Source organism: Streptomyces sp. XM83C (assembly GCF_023072675.1).
Taxonomy (GTDB): domain Bacteria; phylum Actinomycetota; class Actinomycetes; order Streptomycetales; family Streptomycetaceae; genus Streptomyces; species Streptomyces thermocoprophilus.
In genome coordinates, this window is record NZ_JALLGL010000016.1 from 21,563 (window position 1) to 40,476 (window position 18,914).

Here is an 18,914-nt window from a genome sequence, read left to right on the forward strand (position 1 = left end):
GGCCGTAGCCGATCACGGACCGTGAGACTCTCCGTGCGCGTCGCGGCGAGGCGGCCGGAGTGCGGCGGTGTGGTGGACGGCGGGTGGCGCCGTGGGCGGCCCTGTCCTGGCCGCACACCCGTGATCCGGTCGTCGGCGCGGGTACTGGGGCAGGATGGACCCCATGCCGAATCGCCTGGCCCACGAGACGTCCCCCTACCTCCTCCAGCACGCCGACAACCCCGTCGACTGGTGGCCCTGGTCCGCCGAGGCGTTCGAGGAGGCGCGCAGGCGGGGTGTGCCCGTGCTGCTGAGCGTCGGGTACAGCAGCTGCCACTGGTGCCATGTGATGGCTCACGAGTCCTTCGAGGACGAGGACACCGCCGACTACCTCAACGCCCACTTCGTCAGCGTCAAGGTCGACCGCGAGGAACGCCCCGACGTGGACGCCGTCTACATGGAGGCCGTGCAGGCGGCCACCGGGCAGGGCGGCTGGCCCATGACCGTGTTCCTCACCCCGGACGCCGAGCCGTTCTACTTCGGCACGTACTTCCCGCCCGCCCCCCGGCACGGCATGCCGTCGTTCCGGCAGGTCCTGGAGGGCGTGACGCAGGCGTGGCGGGACCGGCGGGACGAGGTCGCCGAGGTCGCGGGGAAGATCGTGCGGGACCTCGCCGGCCGGGAGATCGCCCACGGCGGTGAGGGCGTGCCCGGCGAGGAGGAGCTGGCACAGGCACTGCTCGGGCTGACGCGGGAGTACGACGCGCAGCGCGGCGGGTTCGGCGGGGCGCCGAAGTTCCCGCCGTCGATGGTGATCGAGTTCCTGCTGCGGCACCACGCCCGCACCGGCTCCGAGGGCGCCCTGGAGATGGCGCAGGACACCTGCGAGCGGATGGCCCGGGGCGGCATCTACGACCAGCTCGGGGGCGGGTTCGCGCGGTACTCCGTGGACCGGGAGTGGGTGGTTCCGCACTTCGAGCGTATGTTGTACGACAATGCATTGCTCTGTCGGGTTTACACCCATTTGTGGCGCTCCACCGGTTCCGATCTCGCCCGCCGCGTCGCCCTGGAGACCGCCGATTTCCTCGTCCGTGAACTGCGCACCCCGGAGGGCGGGTTCGCTTCCGCGCTGGACGCCGACAGCGACGACGGCACCGGCAGGCATGTCGAGGGTGCCTACTACGTGTGGACACCGCAGCAGCTGCGGGACGTCCTCGGCGACGACGCCGGACTGGCCGCCCGGTACTTCGGCGTCACCGACGAGGGCACCTTCGAGCACGGCGCGTCCGTACTGCAACTGCCGCAGAGCGAGGGCGTGTTCGACGCGGACAGGCTCGCGAGCGTCCGGGAGCGGCTGATCGCCGCCCGTGCCGAGCGGCCCGCGCCCGGCCGGGACGACAAGGTCGTCGCCGCCTGGAACGGGCTCGCGATCGCCGCGCTCGCCGAGACCGGCGCCTGCTTCGACCGGCCCGACCTCGTCGAGGCCGCGCTCGCCGCCGCCGACCTGCTGGTCCGCGTCCACCTCGACGAGCACGCCCGGCTCACCCGCACCAGCAAGGACGGGCGCGCCGGCACCAACGCCGGGGTGCTGGAGGACTACGGCGATGTCGCCGAGGGCTTCCTCACGCTCGCCTCGGTCACCGGCGAGGGCGTGTGGCTGGAGTTCGCCGGGCTGCTCCTCGACCATGTGCTGACCCGGTTCACCGACCCCGGCAGCGGGGCGCTGTACGACACGGCGGAGGACGCCGAGCAGCTGATCCGCCGACCGCAGGACCCCACCGACAACGCGGTGCCGTCCGGCTGGACGGCCGCCGCCGGTGCGCTGCTGTCGTACGCCGCGCACACCGGCTCCGAGCCGCACCGCACCGCCGCCGAGCGGGCCCTCGGCGTGGTGAGGGCGCTCGGCCCGCGCGTGCCCCGCTTCGTCGGCTGGGGGCTCGCCGTCGCCGAGGCCCGCCTCGACGGGCCGCGCGAAGTGGCCGTCGTGGGCCCTGACCCGGCCGACGAGGCGACGCGCACCCTGCACCGTACGGCGCTGCTGGGCACCGCGCCCGGCGCGGTCGTCGCCTGCGGCACACCGGACAGCGACGAGTTCCCGCTGCTCGCAGGCCGGCCGCTGAGCGGGGGTGCCGCGACGGCGTATGTGTGCCGGAACTTCACCTGCGACGCCCCGACGACCGATCCGGAGCGGTTGCGTCACGCGCTGACCGGTCACTGACCGTGGCGGGTGCGCCGTAGTGACACGTGATCACCTCTGCGTAAGATCTCGGCCATTCTCTGACCGGTTCCGTACGCCGGACGGTGTGCCTCCAGCCCGTCCGGCCTCCCCGCTGACCAGCGCGAACGCTCCGCCGCCCGGCGCGACCGACGTGTGGCGCAACCGTATTGTTCAACCCTGTACCTCAATGTGAGGAAACACGCTCTTCACCGAAAGGGCCTGCGCCTTTCACAGATCGCCCATAGTCTCTGGAACGTGCCACGCGGACGCCAACTCGCCCGCGTGACAGGGGGATTCGGGGATTCGGGGGGAATCTTTGTGCTGACGTCTGTCCTCATATCGGCCGTCTCGCTGGCCCTGTTCTGGATGGCGGCCTTCACCCTGTGGTGGCAGATGCACGCGTGGCGCACGCCCGAGGTGCTCGCCTCCACCCGGTTCAGCAGACCGGACGGCGACGAACACGTGTCGTTCTCACTGCTGCTGCCCGCACGCCACGAACAGGCCGTGCTGGACCACACCATCCAACGGCTGCTGGAGTCCACCCACACCGACTTCGAGATCATCGTCATCGTCGGCCACGACGACCCGGAGACGACCGCCGTCGCCGAAGAGGCCGCCGCCCGCGACCCGCGCGTCCGCGTCGTCGTCGACACCCACGAGAAGAAGAACAAACCGAAGGCCATGAACACGGCGCTGCCGCACTGCCGCGGCGACGTCGTCGGGGTCTTCGACGCCGAGGACCAGGTCCACCCCGAACTCCTCGCCCACGTCGACCACGCCTTCCGCACCACCGGCGCCGACGTCGTCCAGGGCGGAGTGCAGCTCATCAACTTCCACTCCAGCTGGTACAGCCTGCGCAACTGCCTGGAGTACTTCTTCTGGTTCCGCTCCCGCCTCCACCTGCACGCGCAGAAAGGATTCATTCCGCTCGGCGGCAACACCGTCTTCGTCCGCACCGCCGTCCTGCGCGAAGCCGGCGGCTGGGACCCCGACTGCCTCGCCGAGGACTGCGACCTCGGCGTACGCCTCTCCTCCATCGGCAAGAAAGTCGTCGTCGCCTACGACCCCCGCATGGTCACCCGCGAGGAGACCCCCGGCAGCCTCGTCTCCCTGCTGAAACAGCGCACCCGCTGGAACCAGGGCTTCCTCCAGGTCTACCGCAAGAAGGACTGGAAACAACTGCCCGGCTTCGGCCAGCGGCTCCTCGCCCGCTACACCCTCATGACACCGTTCCTGCAAGCCTTCTCCGGCGTCATCATCCCCCTCAACGTGGCGATCGCCCTCTTCCTCGACGTGCCCGTCGGCATCGCCTTCATCACCTTCCTGCCGGCCGTCACCGCCCTCGTCACCTTCGTCTTCGAGGTCGTCGGACTCCACGACTTCGGCAAGCAGTACGGCCTGCGCGTGCGCTTCGCCCACTACCTGAAGCTCATCGCCGGCGGACCCTTCTACCAGGTCCTGCTCGCGGGCGCCGCCGTCCGCGCCGTATGGCGCGAACAACGCGGCCGCAACGACTGGGAGTTGACCACTCACGTCGGCGCCCACCTGGCGACGGCCGACGGGATCCGAGAGGACGTCAACGCGTGACCTCCACCCTTCCCGCGGTGACCGCTTCCCAGGTCCCCGCGCAGAACACCGCTGCCCCCGAACCGCCCACCGACCGCCCCGAAGCCCCCCGCAGACTGCGCTCCTCGCGCCCCGACCTGCTGCTGTGCGGGCTGATGCTCACCGCGATCCTCGTCGTGCAGGGCTGGAACATCGCCGCCTACCCCACCTTCAGCGACGACGAGGGCACCTACCTCGCCCAGGCCTGGGCCGTCCAGCAGGGCGAAGGCCTCGCCCACTACACCTACTGGTACGACCACCCGCCGCTCGGCTGGATCCAGCTCGCCCTCCTCACCTGGATCCCCTCCGCCCTCGACCCCGGCTCCCTCACCGTCGGCACCATGCGCGCCGTGATGCTGCTGGTCAGCGCCGTCAGCGCGGTCCTCGTCCTCGTCCTCGCCCGGCGCCTCGCCCTGCCCCGCTGGGCCGCCGCCCTCGCCATGGCCCTGTTCGGGCTGTCCCCGCTGTCCGTCGTCCTCCAGCGGGAGATCTTCCTCGACAACCTCGCCGTGATGTGGACGCTCCTCGCGTTCGCCCTCGCCGCCTCCCCCTCCCGCCACCTCTGGCACCACTTCGGCGCCGGGCTCGCCGCCGCGACAGCCGTCCTCACCAAGGAGACGATGCTCGTCGTCCTGCCCGCCCTGTTCCTCACCATGTGGCGGCACAGCCACCGCGACACCCGCAAGTTCGCCCTCACCGGCGCCGTCACCGCCTGCGCCCTCGTCGGCTTCTCCTACCCCCTGTTCGCCCTCCTGAAGGGCGAACTCCTGCCCGGCAGCGGCCATGTCTCCCTCTGGGACGGCATCGTCTACCAGATGACCCGCCCCGGCTCCGGCTTCATCCTCGACCCCGGCTCCGGCTCCCACGGCGTCCTTGAGTCCTGGCTCTACTACGACCGCGTCCTGCCCCTCGGCGGCCTCGCCGGCGCCCTGCTGCTCCTGCTCATCTGGCGCTGGTCCGTCACCGCCCGCGCCCTCGCCGGACCCGCACTCGCCGTCGCTGTCCTCGCCGCGCTCGCCCTGCGCCCCGACGGCTACCTGCCCGCCATGTACATCATCCAGGCGCTGCCGTTCCTCGCGCTCGTCCTCGCCGGCGGCACCGCCAGCGTCGCCCACGCCGTACTGCGCCGCCGGCGCTCCGCAACCGAGAAGCGGTCCGTCGCCGCCGGCCGGTACGCCCTCGCCGCCGTCCTCGCCCTCGCCGCCGGCGCCTACGTCGTACCCCGCTGGTACGACGGCGACCGCACCGCCGTCACCGCCGACGCCAACGCCCCCTACCGCGCCGCCTCCGCCTGGCTCGGCAGCAACGTCGAACACCCCGAGGACACCCGCGTCCTCGTCGACGACGCCCTGTGGCTGGACCTCGTGCACGCCGGGTACCAGCCCGGACTCGGCGCCATCTGGTTCTACAAGGCCGACCTCGACCCGGCCGTCACCAAGACCATGCCGCACGGCTGGCGGGACCTCGACTACGTCGTCGCCTCGCCGACGGTACGCCGCGACGCCCGCGACCTGCCCAACGTGCGCGCGGCGATCCAGCATTCGACGCCGGTCGCCGTCTTCGGCACCGGAGAGGACCGCATCGAGATCCGCCGGGTCCAGCCGGCGACGGCCGGAGGCACCCGATGACCCACGAGTACCTCGCACCCGTCCCCGCGGTGGACGCCGCCGAGGTCCCCGAACCCGGCGCCGTCACCGTCGTCGTACCGACGTACAACGAATCCGCGAACATACGACGGCTGCTGCGGCTGATCACCGAGTCCGTGCCGGCCCGGCTGCCCTGCGAGGTCGTCTTCGTCGACGACTCCACCGACGACACCCCGCAGGTCATCGCCGAGGCAGCGCAGGACTGCCCGTTCCCCGTCACCGTCCTGCACCGCGACGAACCCACCGGCGGGCTCGGCGGCGCCGTCGTCGAAGGCATGAAAGCCGCCGCGTCGGAATGGATCGTCGTCATGGACGGCGACTGCCAGCACCCCCCGTCCCTCGTCCCCGAACTCGTCGCCACCGGGCAGCGCACCGGCGCCGGACTCGTCGTCGCCTCCCGCTATCTGCCCGGCGGCAGCCGCGCCGGACTCGCCGGCGGCTACCGCGTCGCCGTCTCCCGCGCCGCCACCTGGCTCACCAAAGCCCTCTTCCCGCGCCGGCTGCGCGGCATCAGCGACCCCATGAGCGGCTTCTTCGCCGTGCGCCGCGCCGACCTCACCGCCGACACCCTCAAACCCCTCGGCTACAAGATCCTCCTCGAACTCGCCGTACGCAGCCGCCCCCGCGCCGTCGCCGAAGTGCCGTTCGTCTTCCAGGAGCGCTACGCCGGCGAGTCCAAGTCCACCGCCCGCGAAGGCCTGCGCTTCCTGCGCCACCTGGCCGGCCTGCGCACCGCCTCCCCCCTCGCCCGCATGATCGGCTTCGGGCTGATCGGCGCCAGCGGCTTCGCCCCCAACCTGCTCGGCCTGTGGGCGCTGACCGCGCTCGGCGTGCACTATCTGCCCGCCGAGATCCTCGCCAACCAGCTCGGCGTCGCCTGGAACTTCCTCCTCATCGAGCAGCTGCTGTTCCGCGACCGGCGCGCCCACCGCCGCTGGTGGGACCGGCTGGGCCGGTTCGCGCTGCTCGCCAACGCCGACCTGGTGCTGCGCATCCCGCTGATCGCCCTGTTCGTGCACCGCTTCGCCATGGGCGCCCTGCCCGCCACGGCGCTCGCCCTGGTGACGACGTTCGTCCTGCGCTTCGTCGGCACCGAAGCGCTGGTCTATCTGCCCCGACGGGGGCGTGCCGCAAGGAGAGCCGCGTGAACGGACCCAGACACGTGAACACATCCAGCCGCACGACCACTTCGATCCGTCTGCCCGCCCCCGGCCGCGCGCACCGCCTGAGACGACGTACCGCGCTGGCCGGCACGCTGGCGCTGACCGCCGGGCTCCTGCTGTCCGCGCCGCAGCCGGCGTCCGCCGCCAACCTGGTGAAGAACCCCGGCTTCGAGACCGCCGGCGACGGCGACATGCCGTACTGCTGGGAGAAGTCCGGCTGGGGCGACAACGACTTCACCTTCACCACCACCTCAGACGCGCACTCCGGCGCGAAGGCGATGAAGGTCGAGCTGACCCGCCGCGTCGACGGCGACCGCAAGGCGCTGATCACCGAGTCCGCCGAGTGCGCGCCGCCCGTCTCCACCGGCCGGCAGTACGACCTGTCGCTCTGGTACAAGTCGACCACCCCGGACGCCGCGATCACCCTGTTCCGGCACGACACGACCGCCGGGTGGCAGTACTGGACCGACCTGAAGACGCTGGACATGGCCGCCGGCTGGACGCAGGCCACGGTCCGCACCCCCGAGGTCCCCGCGGGCACCGACCGCATCACCTGGGGTGTCTCCGTCTACGGCACCGGCTCGGCGACCACCGACGACTACACGATGGAGCAGGTCCCCGTCACCCTGCCGCCGCCCACCTGCACCGGCACCGCCGAGGAGTGCGCCGACGGCCGCTGGGACGTGCTGCCCACGCAGAACCCCGTCCGCTCGATGCACTCCGTCGTCCTGAACAACGGCAAGGTGCTGCTGATCGCGGGCTCCGGCAACAGCGAGGAGATGTTCGAGGCGGGCACCTTCACCTCCGCCGTGTACGACCCCGCCGACGGCAGCTACAAGGTCATCCCCACCCCGAAGGACATGTTCTGCGCCGGGCACGTCCAGTTGCAGGACGGCCGGGTGCTGGTGATGAGCGGCAACAAGGGCTATCCGTCGGCGGACGGCACCATCGGCTACCAGGGGTACAAGGACTCGTACATCTTCGACCCCGGGACCGAGACGTACACCAAGACGAACGACCTGAACGACGGCCACTGGTACCCGTCGGCGACCATCCTCGGCAACGGTGACGTGATCTCCTTCGGCGGGCTCCGGGAGGACTCCACCGGGTCGGTCACCACCGAGCTGTGGTCGGACGCCGAGCAGCAGTGGCAGCCGCTGTGGAAGGTCAACCAGACCTGGTCGTACTGGGGTCTGTACCCGTCGATGATCCTCATGCAGGACGGGCGGCTCTTCTACTCCGGCAGCCATGTCTTCGGCAACAACATCCCCGGCACCGGCGCCGCGATCTACGACTACGACGCCAACACCATCACCCAGGTGCCCGGCCTGCAGAACAAGGACGAGCGGGACCAGTCCGCGAGCGTGCTGCTGCCCCCGGCGCAGGACCAGAAGGTCCTCACCATCGGCGGCGGCAACATCGACAGCAACCCGGACGCCAACCGCCTCACCGACGTCATCGACCTGAAGCAGCCCGACCCGGCCTACACGCCCGGCCCGCTGCTGCCGCAGGGCACCGTGGACCTCGGCAACGGCCCGCAGCCGGAGACCGGCGGCCAGGGCAAGATGTACGTGTCCGCGGTGCTGCTGCCCGACGGCAAGGTCCTGGAGACGGGTGGCGCGCTGCACAACCGGGCGGACCCGGTGTACGAGTCGTCGCTGTACGACCCGCGGACCGGCACGTTCGACCCGGTGGCCGCCGACCCCGAGGCCCGCGGCTACCACTCGTCGGCGTTCCTGCTGCCCGACGGCCGGGTGATGGCCACCGGCGACAACCCGGGCAACGGCTCCTGGAACCACAACGTGTCGATCTACACCCCGCCGTATCTGCTGAAGGGCCCCCGCCCGACGATCACCTCGCTCATCGACAGCGAGTGGACGTACGGCGACACGCAGCGCATCACCGTCGACCGGCCCATCGCCAAGGCGGAGCTGATCCGCCCGGCCGCGGTCACCCACTCCTCCGACCCCAACCAGCGGTTCGTGGACCTGCCGCTGAGCGTGGACGGCGACAACGTCGACCTGAACGTGACGGACAACCCGAACCTGGCCCCGCCCGGCTGGTACATGCTGTTCGTCGTCGACGCCAACGGGGTGCCCTCCGTCGCCAAGTGGGTGCACCTCCAGGGCCCGTCCGCGCTCGGCGCGAAGGACGCCTCCGCGCACATCCACTCCTTCGCCGACTCCCCGTCCGGCAAGGTCACCGGCCCGTCCGCGCGGCGCACCTCCCAGCCGGTCGCCCCGACGATCTCCGGCTGCGACCGGCACTACGGCTCCGCCAACGTGTGCGTGCCGACGGTCTTCCCGCCGCAGGTGAAGGCCACCACCGACGCCCGCTGCACGTGGCTGAAGCAGAACGACTACGGCACGCTCAAGGTCAACGGCCGTGACGACCCGCTGCGGCTGGACCGCGACCGGGACGGCATCGCGTGCGGGAAGGGCGACGTCGGACGGGGCTGACGGGCGGGGGACCGGGCGCCGGGAGCGCACGAACGCCGGTCGGGACCGGGCGCGCGGGACCGACCGGCAGCGGCACGGGAGCGGGCCCGCGGCGCCGGGGAGCCGGCAGGCACCGGCCGCCCGGGTGCGGGTGCCCGGCCCGGACCGGCACCGGCCGCCCGGTGCGACCGGCGTCCGGCCCCTCCCCGAGCCTCAGCCTCGGCTCAGCTCCGCCAGGGCGCGCTCCACGACGGCCTCCAGCTGCTCGTGGTGCGCGCCCTTCCAGTAGGCGCGCCCGCATTCCCGGCACTGAGCGAACACGTCGTACGACCGCTGCGTGCCGTGTTCCAGCTGGTCGGCGACCTCGTCCTTGGTGGCCGGGCGGAGCAGCCCGTTGCAGGCTGTGCACCGCGTCCAGGGGGCCGGCTCGGGCCGGAACCGGTCGAGGACGTCCCGGAGCTGCTCGTCGGGGCGGGTGCTGTAGATGTACGCGCCGGCCCACAGCTCGCGGCGGCGCAGCAGCCCCCGGTCACGGCTGAGCAGGACGCGCCGCTCGGCGGCGGAGCGGGCGGCGAGCGCCGGGTCGCCGATGTCGGTGGACTCGTAGGCGGTGTCCACGCCGAGCAGCCGCAGTCGGCGGGCGAGGGTGCCCAGGTGCACGTCGAGGAGGAAGCGCAGGGGTGCGCCCGGCACCCGCTGGGGGCGTTCCACGGGCCGTACCGTCACCCGGTCCCCGGCCCCGGGCACGTACGACACGGGCACCTCGCGGCCGTCCACGAGAAGCGCGCCGACCTCGGTCAGCGGCACGCCGAGGGACTCCACGACATGGCCGAGGGTGGACACGCCGTCGACGAGCGCGGGCGCGGCGCCCGCGCGGTGGGGCTGCGGGACGAACAGATGCAGCTCGGGGGCGAAGTCGACGTGGATCTCGGAGCCGTTCACCCGGCCAGGATGTCACGCCGTACCCCGCCCCCCGCAGGGATTTTCGGCGTCAGGCGTGCTGGTAGGCGACGAGGGAGATGCCCACGTAGTGGACGACGAACGCGGCGAGCGTGAAGGAGTGGAACACCTCGTGGAAGCCGAACCAGCGCGGTGAGGGGTTGGGCCGCTTGATGCCGTAGATCACGCCGCCCGCGCTGTAGAGGAGACCGCCGACGACGACGAGGACGAGGACGGCGATGCCGCCGGTGCGCATGAAGTCGGGCAGGTAGAACACGGCGGCCCAGCCCATCGCGATGTAGCAGGGCGTGTACAGCCAGCGCGGGGCTCCGACCCAGAAGACGCGGAAGACGATCCCGGCGGCGGCTGCCGCCCAGATGCCCCACAGCAGCCACTGGCCCTTCGCGCCGGGCAGCAGGAGCAGGGTGAGCGGTGTGTAGGTTCCGGCGATGATCAGGAAGATGTTGGCGTGGTCGAGCCGGCGCAGGACGCCGTCCATGCGCGGGCTCCACGAGCCCCGGTGGTACAGCGCGCTCACGCCGAACAGCAGGCAGGCGGTCAGCGCGTAGATCGCGCAGGCGATACGGCCGCGGGTGGAGTCCGCGAGTGCCGTCAGGACGAGGCCCGCGACGAGGGCTGCGGGGAACATCCCGAGGTGCAGCCAGCCGCGCAGCTTGGGCTTGATCGGCTGGCTGAGGGTGTGCGCGATCTGCTGGGGCAGGGAGGGCGCCGCGGAGCCGTGGCCGGCGGCCGTCGTCTCCGTGGGCGCGTCGTGAGCGGACGCAGTCATACGCCGCATCGTACCTACGGACCCGTAAGTTACGGATCAGTCCGGCCGGTCGGGGGCCGGGAGTGGTCATCCTCTCATGCCCATGCCGCGGTACGCCGAACGTGGCGATGCTCACCTGTGACGCCCTCTGGACATCTGCGCACTCACGTCGGATGATCAAATGAGTGCGGTCGGCACCGGATGAGCGCCTGGGTACCCTCGAAGGCCTGCATCCGGGTCGCAGCCCCCACGGGGCCTCCAACAAAAAACCCCTCATTTAGGAGCAATCGTGGCGCGCGACAACGCGGCTCCCGTCCCCACCCGCCATCAGGAACTGATCTCGTGGGTCAACGAGATCGCCGAACTGACGCAGCCGGACGACGTGGTCTGGTGTGACGGATCCGAGGCCGAGTACCAGCGACTCTGCGAGGAGCTCGTCGCCAAGGGCACCTTCAAGAAGCTCGACCCGATCAAGCGCCCCAACTCCTACTACGCGGCCTCCGACCCGACCGACGTCGCCCGGGTCGAGGACCGGACCTTCATCTGCTCCGAGAAGGAAGAGGACGCCGGCCCGACCAACAACTGGAAGGCCCCCGCCGAGATGCGGGAGATCTTCACCGGCGACAAGGGCCTCTTCCGCGGCTCCATGCGGGGCCGCACCATGTACGTCGTGCCCTTCTGCATGGGCCCCCTCGGCTCCGAGCTGTCCGCGATCGGCGTCGAGATCACCGACTCCGCCTACGTCGCCGTGTCCATGCGCACCATGACCCGCATGGGCCAGGCCGTCCTCGACGAGCTGGGCGACGACGGCTTCTTCGTCAAGGCCGTCCACTCCGTCGGCGCTCCGCTGGAGCCCGGCGAGCAGGACGTGCCCTGGCCGTGCAGCCAGACCAAGTACATCTCCCACTTCCCGGAGACCCGCGAGATCTGGTCCTACGGCTCCGGCTACGGCGGCAACGCCCTGCTCGGCAAGAAGTGCTACGCCCTGCGCATCGCCTCCGTCATGGCCCGCGACGAGGGCTGGCTCGCCGAGCACATGCTGATCCTGAAGCTGACCCCGCCGCAGGGCGAGTCCAAGTACGTCGCCGCCGCCTTCCCGAGCGCCTGCGGCAAGACCAACCTCGCCATGCTGGAGCCCACGATCTCCGGCTGGACGGTCGAGACCATCGGCGACGACATCGCCTGGATGCGCTTCGGCGAGGACGGCCGCCTCTACGCCATCAACCCCGAGGCCGGCTTCTTCGGCGTCGCCCCCGGCACCGGCGAGCACACCAACGCCAACGCCATGAAGACCCTGTGGGGCAACTCCGTCTTCACCAACGTCGCCCTCACCGACGACGGCGACGTGTGGTGGGAGGGCATGACCAAGGAGACCCCCGCCCACCTCACCGACTGGAAGGGCCGCGACTGGACGCCGGACTCCGCCGAGCCCGCCGCCCACCCCAACGCCCGCTTCACCACCCCCGCCTCGCAGTGCCCGATCATCGCGCCCGAGTGGGAGGACCCCAAGGGCGTGCCGATCTCCGCGATCCTCTTCGGCGGGCGCCGCGCCAGCGCCGTACCCCTCGTCACCGAGTCCTTCGACTGGAACCACGGCGTCTTCCTCGGCGCCAACGTGGCCTCCGAGAAGACCGCCGCCGCCGAGGGCAAGGTCGGTGAGCTGCGCCGCGACCCGTTCGCCATGCTGCCGTTCTGCGGCTACAACATGGGCGACTACATGGCCCACTGGATCAAGATCGGCCAGTCCGCCGACCCGGAGAAGCTGCCGAAGATCTACTACGTCAACTGGTTCCGCAAGAACGACGAGGGCAAGTTCGTCTGGCCCGGCTTCGGCGAGAACTCCCGCGTACTGAAGTGGATCGTGGAGCGCCTGGAGGGCAAGGCCGACGGCGTCGAGACCCCGATCGGCATTTTGCCGACGAAGGACGCCCTCGACACGGACGGCCTCGACCTCTCCGACAGCGACCTGGACTTCCTCCTCACCGTCGACAAGGACGTCTGGCGCGAGGAGGCCGCCCTGGTCCCCGAGCACCTCAACACCTTCGGCGACCACACCCCGAAGGAGCTGTGGGACCAGTACCGCGCGCTCGTCGAGCGCCTGGGCTGACCCTCCCGGGCTGAACGCCAGCCCCCACCAGCTCCGCGGCCGGCCCGATGCCCTGACCAGCGATCGTCACAGGCCGGCCGCGGAACCGACCGGCGGGGCCCCGCACAACGGCGTGCGGGGTCACCGGGTCCGCCGCCGCACCTCCGTCCGCCCCGACGGAGACCACACGGCACGCGGACCCACCCCCGCCCCCTTCGGCACGGCCCGCCCGCGGGCTCTCACGAACGTGCCGACGAGCGCCCCGCCGGCCGGCCCGCCCGCCCGGCGGGGCGCTCGGCTCTCCGGCGCCGTGTGCCGCGGGCGCGGCCCGCTCCGTCGTACTCCTCCTCCAGCAGCTGCGCCGCCGTGCCCAGCGGCGCTGGAAGTCGGTGCCGCCACCGAGCGAACGTCTCCGCGAAATCCGGCACCTCGGCGACGGGGGCAGGCAGGTCCCCCGGGAAGCGGAAGACCCGGATCTTGCCCGCCGCCGAGAACCGCACGCCGACGAAGTCCCGGCCCGCCTGCCGCGCCTGGTCCGGCAGCGCCGGCGCGCACGCCTTCGGCCACGCCTCGCGGGTCACCCCGCCGGGACCCTCCGCGTACATCGCGTGCGAGGTGCCCACGCACGCGATCACCGCGCCCGCCCGGTGCTCCGCTCGCCCCGCGTGGCGTACGGCATCAGCTCCCCGGCTGCATACCCGGTCGCGAACACCGCAGCTCCGGCACCCCCAGCACCGCCGGCTCCGACGGCACCACCCGCGACAGATGGTCGCCGAGGGTGCCTCCACCCCGCTCACCGGTCGCGTTCTCCGCCCTGCGGGCCCGCTCACCGGCGGCCATCTGCCGGAACCGGCCACGGCGCACCAGATGCGAGGGCGCCATCACCGCCCGGTCCCGCGCGCGCGGCGCCTCCCAGGGACTGCCCGGCCGGGTGCACAACCCCGACCGGACCGGGCACAGAATGTCGGGCCGGTACCGCGCGCGCTGCCTAGCGTGATCGGCACATCACGAGGAAGAGAAGGGAACCGGGAGTGCTGGAGCGTCTCAATCAGGTCCTGGACCATGTCGAGCAGCGGCTCGACCAGGACATCGACGCGGCGGCCCTGGCCCGGATCGCCGTCACGTCGGAGTACCACCTGCGCCGGATGTTCTCCGCGCTCGCGGGCATGCCGCTGTCGGAGTACATCCGCCGCCGCCGGCTCACCGTCGCCGGCGCGGAGGTGCTCGACGGGCGGGCGACGCTGCTGGAGATCGCGGTGCGGTACGGCTACGGCTCGGGCGAGGCTTTCGCGCGGGCGTTCCGCGCCGTGCACGGGATCGGGCCGGGGGAGGCCCGGCGCACCGGCGCCGTGCTCGTCTCCCAGCCGCGGCTCACCTTCCGCCTCACCGTCGAAGGGAGCAGCAGCATGCGGTACCGCGTCGTCGACAGGCCGGACTTCACCGTCGTCGGCTTCAGGGCCAGGGTCCCCCTGGTGCACTCGGGGCCCAACGAGGCGATCATCGGCTTCGTACGCGGCCTCGACAGGCAGGCCGTGGAGCGGCTGGCGGAACTGTCGGACCAGGAGCCGCAGGGCCTCGTCGCCGTCTGCGACGACCTGGACCCCGGCAGGGCGGAGGGCACGGATCTCGACTACTACCACGCGGTGGTCACCTCGGCCCCCGCACCCGACGGCACGGACACGCTCCGTGTGGCGGCCGGGACCTGGGCGGTGTTCACCACCTCGGGGCCGTCCCCGCAGGCCGTGCAGGAGCTGTGGCGGGACGTGTTCACGCAGTGGTTCCCGTCCACGCCGTACCGCAGCCGTCCCGGCCCGGAGATCCTCCGCACGCGCCTGTCGGCGGACGGCACGCACGCGGACGCGGAACTGTGGCTCCCGGTGGAGCGGGAGGCGGGCTGAGCGCCGGCCGCAACGGTCGGTCGGGCGGGCGTGACTCAGGGCGCGCCCGGCCTCGGCAGAGGCCGCAGCCGGGGCGCCGGGGGCAGCGGCGGCGGGGCGTCCGGCGTGGCGCGGAACGCGTCGATCACATACGCGGCGAACCGGCGCGACGCCGCGACCCTCGCGGCCCGCGGCGTGTTCCGCAGGCCGCGGTGGGCCGTCAGCATCAGCACCAGGTCGTCCACGACGAAGTCGGGGCGCAGCCGCCCCGCCTCCCGCGCCCGGCGGGCCAGCTCGGCCACCGCCCGCAGGGTCCGCTCCCGGTCGGCGGTGAAGTCCATGGTCTGCGGGTACGCCGTCATGAAGGCGTCGGCGAACCCCGTGCTGTGCGCGTGCAGTTCGCAGATCCGCTCGATCAGCCTCGTGAAGCCGCGCCACGGGTCCGGATCGGCGAGCGCGTCCCGTACGGCGGTACGGCAGGCGCGCCGCTGCTCGGCGAAGGTCGCCGTGAGCAGCTCCCGCTTGGCAGGGAAGTGCCGGTACAGCGTGGCCGGCCCCACCCCCGCCCGCCGGGCGACCTCCCGCACGGGCGCACCCAGCCCTTCCTCGCCGAACACCGCGCGGGCCGCGTCCAGGATGCGCGCCCGGTTGTCGCGGGCGTCGGAGCGCGCGGGGCGGGTGGTGTCGTCGGTCGCGGGGCGAGACAGTTCGCTGGGCATCGTCTCTCACTTCGCTCAGGCGGACGGTGGTGTCCGTTACGTTCCGACGGCGGTGCTACCACCGACCTTAGGAGCAGAGTGATGAAAGCCGTGGTGATCAGGTCGTTCGGGGGCCCCGAGGGCCTGAGGACGGTCGAGATGCCCGCGCCCCTCCCGGGGCCGGGCCAGGTGCTGATCGCGACGGAGGCGATCGGCGTGGGCGGCGTGGACGCGGTGATCCGCCGGGGCGCGCTCGCCGCGTACGGCTTCCGGGAGGGGCACCTCCTCGGCAGCGAGGTCGCGGGCACGGTGACCGCGGTGGGGGAGGGCGTGGACGCCTCCTGGACCGGGCGGCGCGTGTGGGCGTTCACCGGTCTCTCCGGCGGGTACGCCGAGCAGGCCGTGGCCCGCGTCGAGGACGTCGTGGCGCTGCCCGACGGTCTGTCCGGCGCCGACGCGGTGACCTTGGGCGGCTCGGGGGTGGTGGCCCGTTTCGCCCTGGAGAAGGCCCGGTTCGCGCCGGGGGAGACGGTGCTCGTGCGGGGCGCGGCGGGCAGCATCGGCATCACGGCCGTGCAGCTCGCGGCGCGCGGCGGCGCGGGCGCGGTGGTGGTGACCACCTCGTCCGCCGAGCGGGGCGCGCGGCTGCGGGAGCTGGGGGCGACCCATGTGCTGGACCGGGCGGGCAACGGCGGCCCGGACGCCCCGGAGGGCTTCGACGTGGTGATCGACGTGGTGGGGGGAACGCAGCTCCCGGACTTCCTGGACGCGTTGAACGCGAACGGGCGGTACGTGGCCGTCGGCGTGGTCGGCGGTGAGCCGCCCGCGGACTTCGGGGCGCGGCTGATGCGCGGCTTCCGCAAGTCGGTGTCGTTCGCGACGTTCAGCTCCGACACCGTGCCCGAGGCCGACCGCAGGGCCGTACGGGAGGAACAGTTCGCGCAGGCGGCGCGCGGCGAGCTGCGCACGGTCGTCCACGCGGTGCTGCCGCTGGAGCGGGCGGCCGAGGCCCACCGCGCGATGGACGCGGGGGAGGTGTTCGGCAGGGTGGTGCTGACGCCGTGACGCCGTGACGCCAGGCGGAGGCGGGGGCGGCAGGGCCGGTGCGGCGCCTGGAGTGCCGTCCGGCCCCCGGCCCGCAGGCGGGATGTGTGGCGCCCGGTCCGCGCGTCGCTGCGGGTGCACGCGGACCGGGGCCGTCAGGGGGCCCCGGTGCGGGGCTCAGCGGGACGCCAGCTCGCGCGGCTCCAGTGCCGCGGTGTGGACGTCCATCTGCTGCGCGGCGAGGATCGCCGCCGCGGTGTCGGCGCGGGACGCGGCCACCACCAGGGCCCGGCCGGCGAGGGCGTGCGCACGCCGGTGCAGCACGGCGGGGTCGGCGGGCCGGGCGGTGCCGGTGGAGGCGGTGGAGGCGGTGGAGCGGACCGGGGGCAGACCGCCCCGCAGCCGGGCCACCTGCTGCGCCAGTCGCTCGGCCCCCTCGTCCAGCTCGGCCGACGGGGCCAGGCCGCGCAGCTCGTCGGTGACGGCGAGGAGCGCCGCGAGATGGCCCGCGAGCTGGATGTCCAGCTCCTCCTCACGGGATCGGTGGGGGAAGTCCGAGGACGAGCCGGCCATCGTGCTGTGCACCGACCGGGTGCGTATCGGTTCGTACATGGATGGCCTCCTGTGCTGCGACAGAAGCCATCTTAGCTTAGAACCCGTCTAAAGTTGACCTCACGGCTGACTGTAACCGTCGAGGAACCGTGCGATACGGCCCACCGCGTCCCGCAGATCCGCCACCGTCGGCAGGGTCACCACCCGGAAGTGATCGGGCTCGGGCCAGTTGAAGCCCGTCCCCTGCACGACCATGATCTTCTCGCGGCGCAGCAGATCCAGGACGAGCCGCCGGTCGTCCTTGACCTTGAACACCTCGGGGTCCAGCCGAGGGAACAGATACAGCGCGCCCTTCGGCTTCACGCAGCTCACGCCGGGGATCTGCGTCAGCAGTTCGTACGCCGTGTCCATCTGCTCCTTCAGCCGGCCGCCCGGCAGCACCAGGTCGTTGATCGACTGCCGCCCGCTGAGCGCTGCGACCACACCGTGCTGACCGGGCATGTTGGCGCACAGCCGCATGTTCGCCAGGATCGTCAGACCCTCGATGTACGACTCGGCGTGCGCCCTCGGCCCGGAGATCGACATCCAGCCGACGCGGTAACCGGCCACCCGGTACGCCTTCGACATGCCGTTGAAGGTGAGCGTGAGCAGATCGGGGGCGATGCTCGCGGTCGGGATGTGCACGGCGTCGTCGTAGAGGATCTTGTCGTAGATCTCGTCCGAGCAGACCAGCAGGTTGTGTCGCCGGGCGATGTCCGTCAGCCCGCGCAGCACGGCCTCGTCGTACACCGCGCCCGTCGGGTTGTTCGGGTTGATGATCACGATCGCCTTGGTGCGGTCGGTGACCTTCCGCTCCACGTCCGCGAGATCGGGCATCCAGTCGGACTGCTCGTCGCAGCGGTAGTGCACGGCCGTACCGCCCGACAGGGACACCGCCGCCGTCCACAGCGGATAGTCCGGCGCCGGTACGAGCACCTCGTCGCCGTCGTCCAGCAGGCCCTGCATCGCCATCACGATCAGCTCGGACACGCCGTTGCCGATGAAGACGTGCTCGACGTCGGTCTCGATGCCGATGGTCTGGTTGTGCATGACGACCGCCCGCCGCGCGGCCAGCAGGCCCTTCGCGTCGCCGTAGCCGTGTGCCGTGGAGACGTTGCGAAGGACGTCCTCCAGGATCTCCGGCGGACACTCGAAGCCGAACGCGGCCGGGTTGCCGGTGTTCAGCTTGAGGATGCGGTGACCCGCCGCCTCAAGCCGCATGGCCTCCTCGAGAACCGGGCCCCGGATCTCGTAACAGACGTTGGCGAGCTTGGTCGACTGGATCAGCTGCATGCCGAGGAGCTTACGACCCGGTAATGCCTCATGGGCCGTGTTTCTCACCACGTGAGAGGGTGATTTGGGCCGTTATCGCCGGTCACTGTCCCACAGGCCCCTCCCGTCCCTACAATGCGCCGTCATGTCCTGGCCAAAAGAGAGCGGTACGCCCCCGCTGGGCCCGGTCGTGCACCCGCCGCACGCGGCGCCCGACCGCCCCTCGTACGAGCAGTACGCCGACCCGGCGGAGGCGCACGGCTGGGCCGACGGCGCCTACGACGCGACGACGGAGCTGCCCCGTGTCGCCCCGCCCGCCCCGACCGGGGGCCGCGCGGACCGCCGGCGCGCCCGGCGCAAGGCGGACAGTGCGCGCACCCGGCGCGTTGCGGCGGCGGCGGGCGCTCTGGGCGCGGTCTCGGCGGCTGCGCTGATCGCCGGTTTCACCTTCTCCCGCTCCGACGGCACGACGCCGGCCAAGGACGGCCGCCCGGACCTCTCCACCCCCGACGAGGCCTCCACCCCGACGGCCGTCCCGCTCTCGGCGGCCCCGACGTCCGCCGCCCCCTCGACGCCCGGCCCGAAGCCC

At 72.1% G+C, this 18,914-nt stretch carries 13 protein-coding genes and 2 pseudogenes; 9 read left to right on the forward strand and 6 right to left on the reverse strand.

Annotated elements, in window-relative coordinates; all coding sequences use genetic code 11:
• Positions 1-163 precede the first annotated feature (163 nt).
• From MTQ10_RS03790 to MTQ10_RS03810, 5 genes are all read left to right on the forward strand, one after another.
• Positions 164-2,197 (forward strand): thioredoxin domain-containing protein, encoded by a 2,034-nt coding sequence (locus MTQ10_RS03790; RefSeq protein WP_247462183.1) that lies wholly within the window; start codon positions 164-166, stop codon positions 2,195-2,197.
• A gap of 318 nt (positions 2,198-2,515) precedes the next feature.
• Positions 2,516-3,784 carry a glycosyltransferase gene (locus MTQ10_RS03795; RefSeq protein WP_247462185.1) on the forward strand — a complete coding sequence of 423 codons (1,269 nt, stop codon included), beginning with the start codon at positions 2,516-2,518 and terminating at the stop codon, positions 3,782-3,784.
• Positions 3,781-5,430, forward strand: coding sequence for an ArnT family glycosyltransferase (locus MTQ10_RS03800; protein ID WP_247462187.1), 1,650 nt, complete (start codon positions 3,781-3,783; stop codon positions 5,428-5,430). Before MTQ10_RS03795 ends, MTQ10_RS03800 begins: the two co-directional genes overlap by 4 nt.
• The gene (locus MTQ10_RS03805; protein ID WP_247462189.1) at positions 5,427-6,596 is read left to right on the forward strand and encodes a glycosyltransferase; all 1,170 of its coding nucleotides are present in this window, start codon (positions 5,427-5,429) and stop codon (positions 6,594-6,596) included. The genes MTQ10_RS03800 and MTQ10_RS03805 overlap by 4 nt, the downstream gene beginning before the upstream one ends.
• A 50-nt stretch (positions 6,597-6,646) precedes the next feature.
• Positions 6,647-9,070 (forward strand): galactose oxidase-like domain-containing protein, encoded by a 2,424-nt coding sequence (locus MTQ10_RS03810; protein WP_374117558.1) that lies wholly within the window; start codon positions 6,647-6,649, stop codon positions 9,068-9,070.
• A gap of 192 nt (positions 9,071-9,262) precedes the next feature.
• Here MTQ10_RS03810 and MTQ10_RS03815 read toward each other — a convergent pair whose 3' ends face one another.
• The gene (locus MTQ10_RS03815; RefSeq protein ID WP_247462190.1) at positions 9,263-9,991 is read right to left on the reverse strand and encodes a Mut7-C ubiquitin/RNAse domain-containing protein; all 729 of its coding nucleotides are present in this window, start codon (positions 9,989-9,991) and stop codon (positions 9,263-9,265) included.
• A gap of 49 nt (positions 9,992-10,040) precedes the next feature.
• Positions 10,041-10,778, reverse strand: a complete 738-nt coding sequence (gene trhA / locus MTQ10_RS03820) for a PAQR family membrane homeostasis protein TrhA (protein WP_247462192.1) — start codon at positions 10,776-10,778, stop codon at positions 10,041-10,043.
• 268 nt (positions 10,779-11,046) lie between these two features.
• Between trhA and MTQ10_RS03825 the strand changes: the two genes are divergently transcribed.
• Positions 11,047-12,864: a phosphoenolpyruvate carboxykinase (GTP) gene (locus MTQ10_RS03825; RefSeq protein WP_247462194.1), complete on the forward strand. Its 1,818-nt coding sequence runs from the start codon at positions 11,047-11,049 to the stop codon at positions 12,862-12,864.
• Positions 12,865-13,157: 293 nt separating this feature from the next.
• Here MTQ10_RS03825 and MTQ10_RS03830 read toward each other — a convergent pair.
• A pseudogene (locus tag MTQ10_RS03830) lies at positions 13,158-13,698 on the reverse strand (hypothetical protein); the annotation flags it as partial.
• Positions 13,699-13,874: 176 nt separating this feature from the next.
• Between MTQ10_RS03830 and MTQ10_RS03835 the strand changes: the two are divergent.
• The gene (locus MTQ10_RS03835; protein ID WP_247462196.1) at positions 13,875-14,741 is read left to right on the forward strand and encodes an AraC family transcriptional regulator; all 867 of its coding nucleotides are present in this window, start codon (positions 13,875-13,877) and stop codon (positions 14,739-14,741) included.
• A gap of 35 nt (positions 14,742-14,776) precedes the next feature.
• On the opposite strand, the gene MTQ10_RS03840 is transcribed toward MTQ10_RS03835, so the two are convergent.
• Positions 14,777-15,439: a TetR/AcrR family transcriptional regulator gene (locus MTQ10_RS03840; RefSeq protein WP_247462199.1), complete on the reverse strand. Its 663-nt coding sequence runs from the start codon at positions 15,437-15,439 to the stop codon at positions 14,777-14,779.
• Between the two features lie 81 nt (positions 15,440-15,520).
• On the opposite strand from MTQ10_RS03840, the gene MTQ10_RS03845 reads away from it, so the two are divergent.
• Entirely contained in the window at positions 15,521-16,483 is a 963-nt protein-coding gene (locus MTQ10_RS03845) for a zinc-dependent alcohol dehydrogenase family protein (RefSeq protein WP_247462201.1), read from the forward strand.
• Between the two features lie 156 nt (positions 16,484-16,639).
• On the opposite strand, the gene MTQ10_RS03850 is transcribed toward MTQ10_RS03845, so the two are convergent.
• The gene (locus MTQ10_RS03850) at positions 16,640-17,074 is read right to left on the reverse strand and encodes an SCO4983 family protein (RefSeq protein WP_247462204.1); all 435 of its coding nucleotides are present in this window, start codon (positions 17,072-17,074) and stop codon (positions 16,640-16,642) included.
• A 60-nt stretch (positions 17,075-17,134) separates the two neighbouring features.
• Entirely contained in the window at positions 17,135-18,346 is a 1,212-nt protein-coding gene (locus MTQ10_RS03855) for a pyridoxal phosphate-dependent aminotransferase (RefSeq protein ID WP_247462206.1), read from the reverse strand.
• Between the two features lie 124 nt (positions 18,347-18,470).
• On the opposite strand from MTQ10_RS03855, the pseudogene MTQ10_RS03860 reads away from it, so the two are divergent.
• Positions 18,471-18,914 (forward strand): annotated as a pseudogene (locus tag MTQ10_RS03860) (hypothetical protein); the annotation flags it as partial.

What these genes read in the sequence shown, in the direction of transcription:
- MTQ10_RS03845 (WP_247462201.1), top strand. Translation starts at nt 15,521, where the DNA reads ATGAAAGCCGTGGTGATCAGGTCGTTCGGGGGCCCCGAGGGCCTGAGG.
- trhA (WP_247462192.1), bottom strand. Translation starts at nt 10,778, where the DNA reads ATGACTGCGTCCGCTCACGACGCGCCCACGGAGACGACGGCCGCCGGC.
- MTQ10_RS03790 (WP_247462183.1), top strand. Translation starts at nt 164, where the DNA reads ATGCCGAATCGCCTGGCCCACGAGACGTCCCCCTACCTCCTCCAGCAC.
- MTQ10_RS03850 (WP_247462204.1), bottom strand. Translation starts at nt 17,074, where the DNA reads ATGTACGAACCGATACGCACCCGGTCGGTGCACAGCACGATGGCCGGC.
- MTQ10_RS03855 (WP_247462206.1), bottom strand. Translation starts at nt 18,346, where the DNA reads ATGCAGCTGATCCAGTCGACCAAGCTCGCCAACGTCTGTTACGAGATC.
- MTQ10_RS03840 (WP_247462199.1), bottom strand. Translation starts at nt 15,439, where the DNA reads ATGCCCAGCGAACTGTCTCGCCCCGCGACCGACGACACCACCCGCCCC.
- MTQ10_RS03805 (WP_247462189.1), top strand. Translation starts at nt 5,427, where the DNA reads ATGACCCACGAGTACCTCGCACCCGTCCCCGCGGTGGACGCCGCCGAG.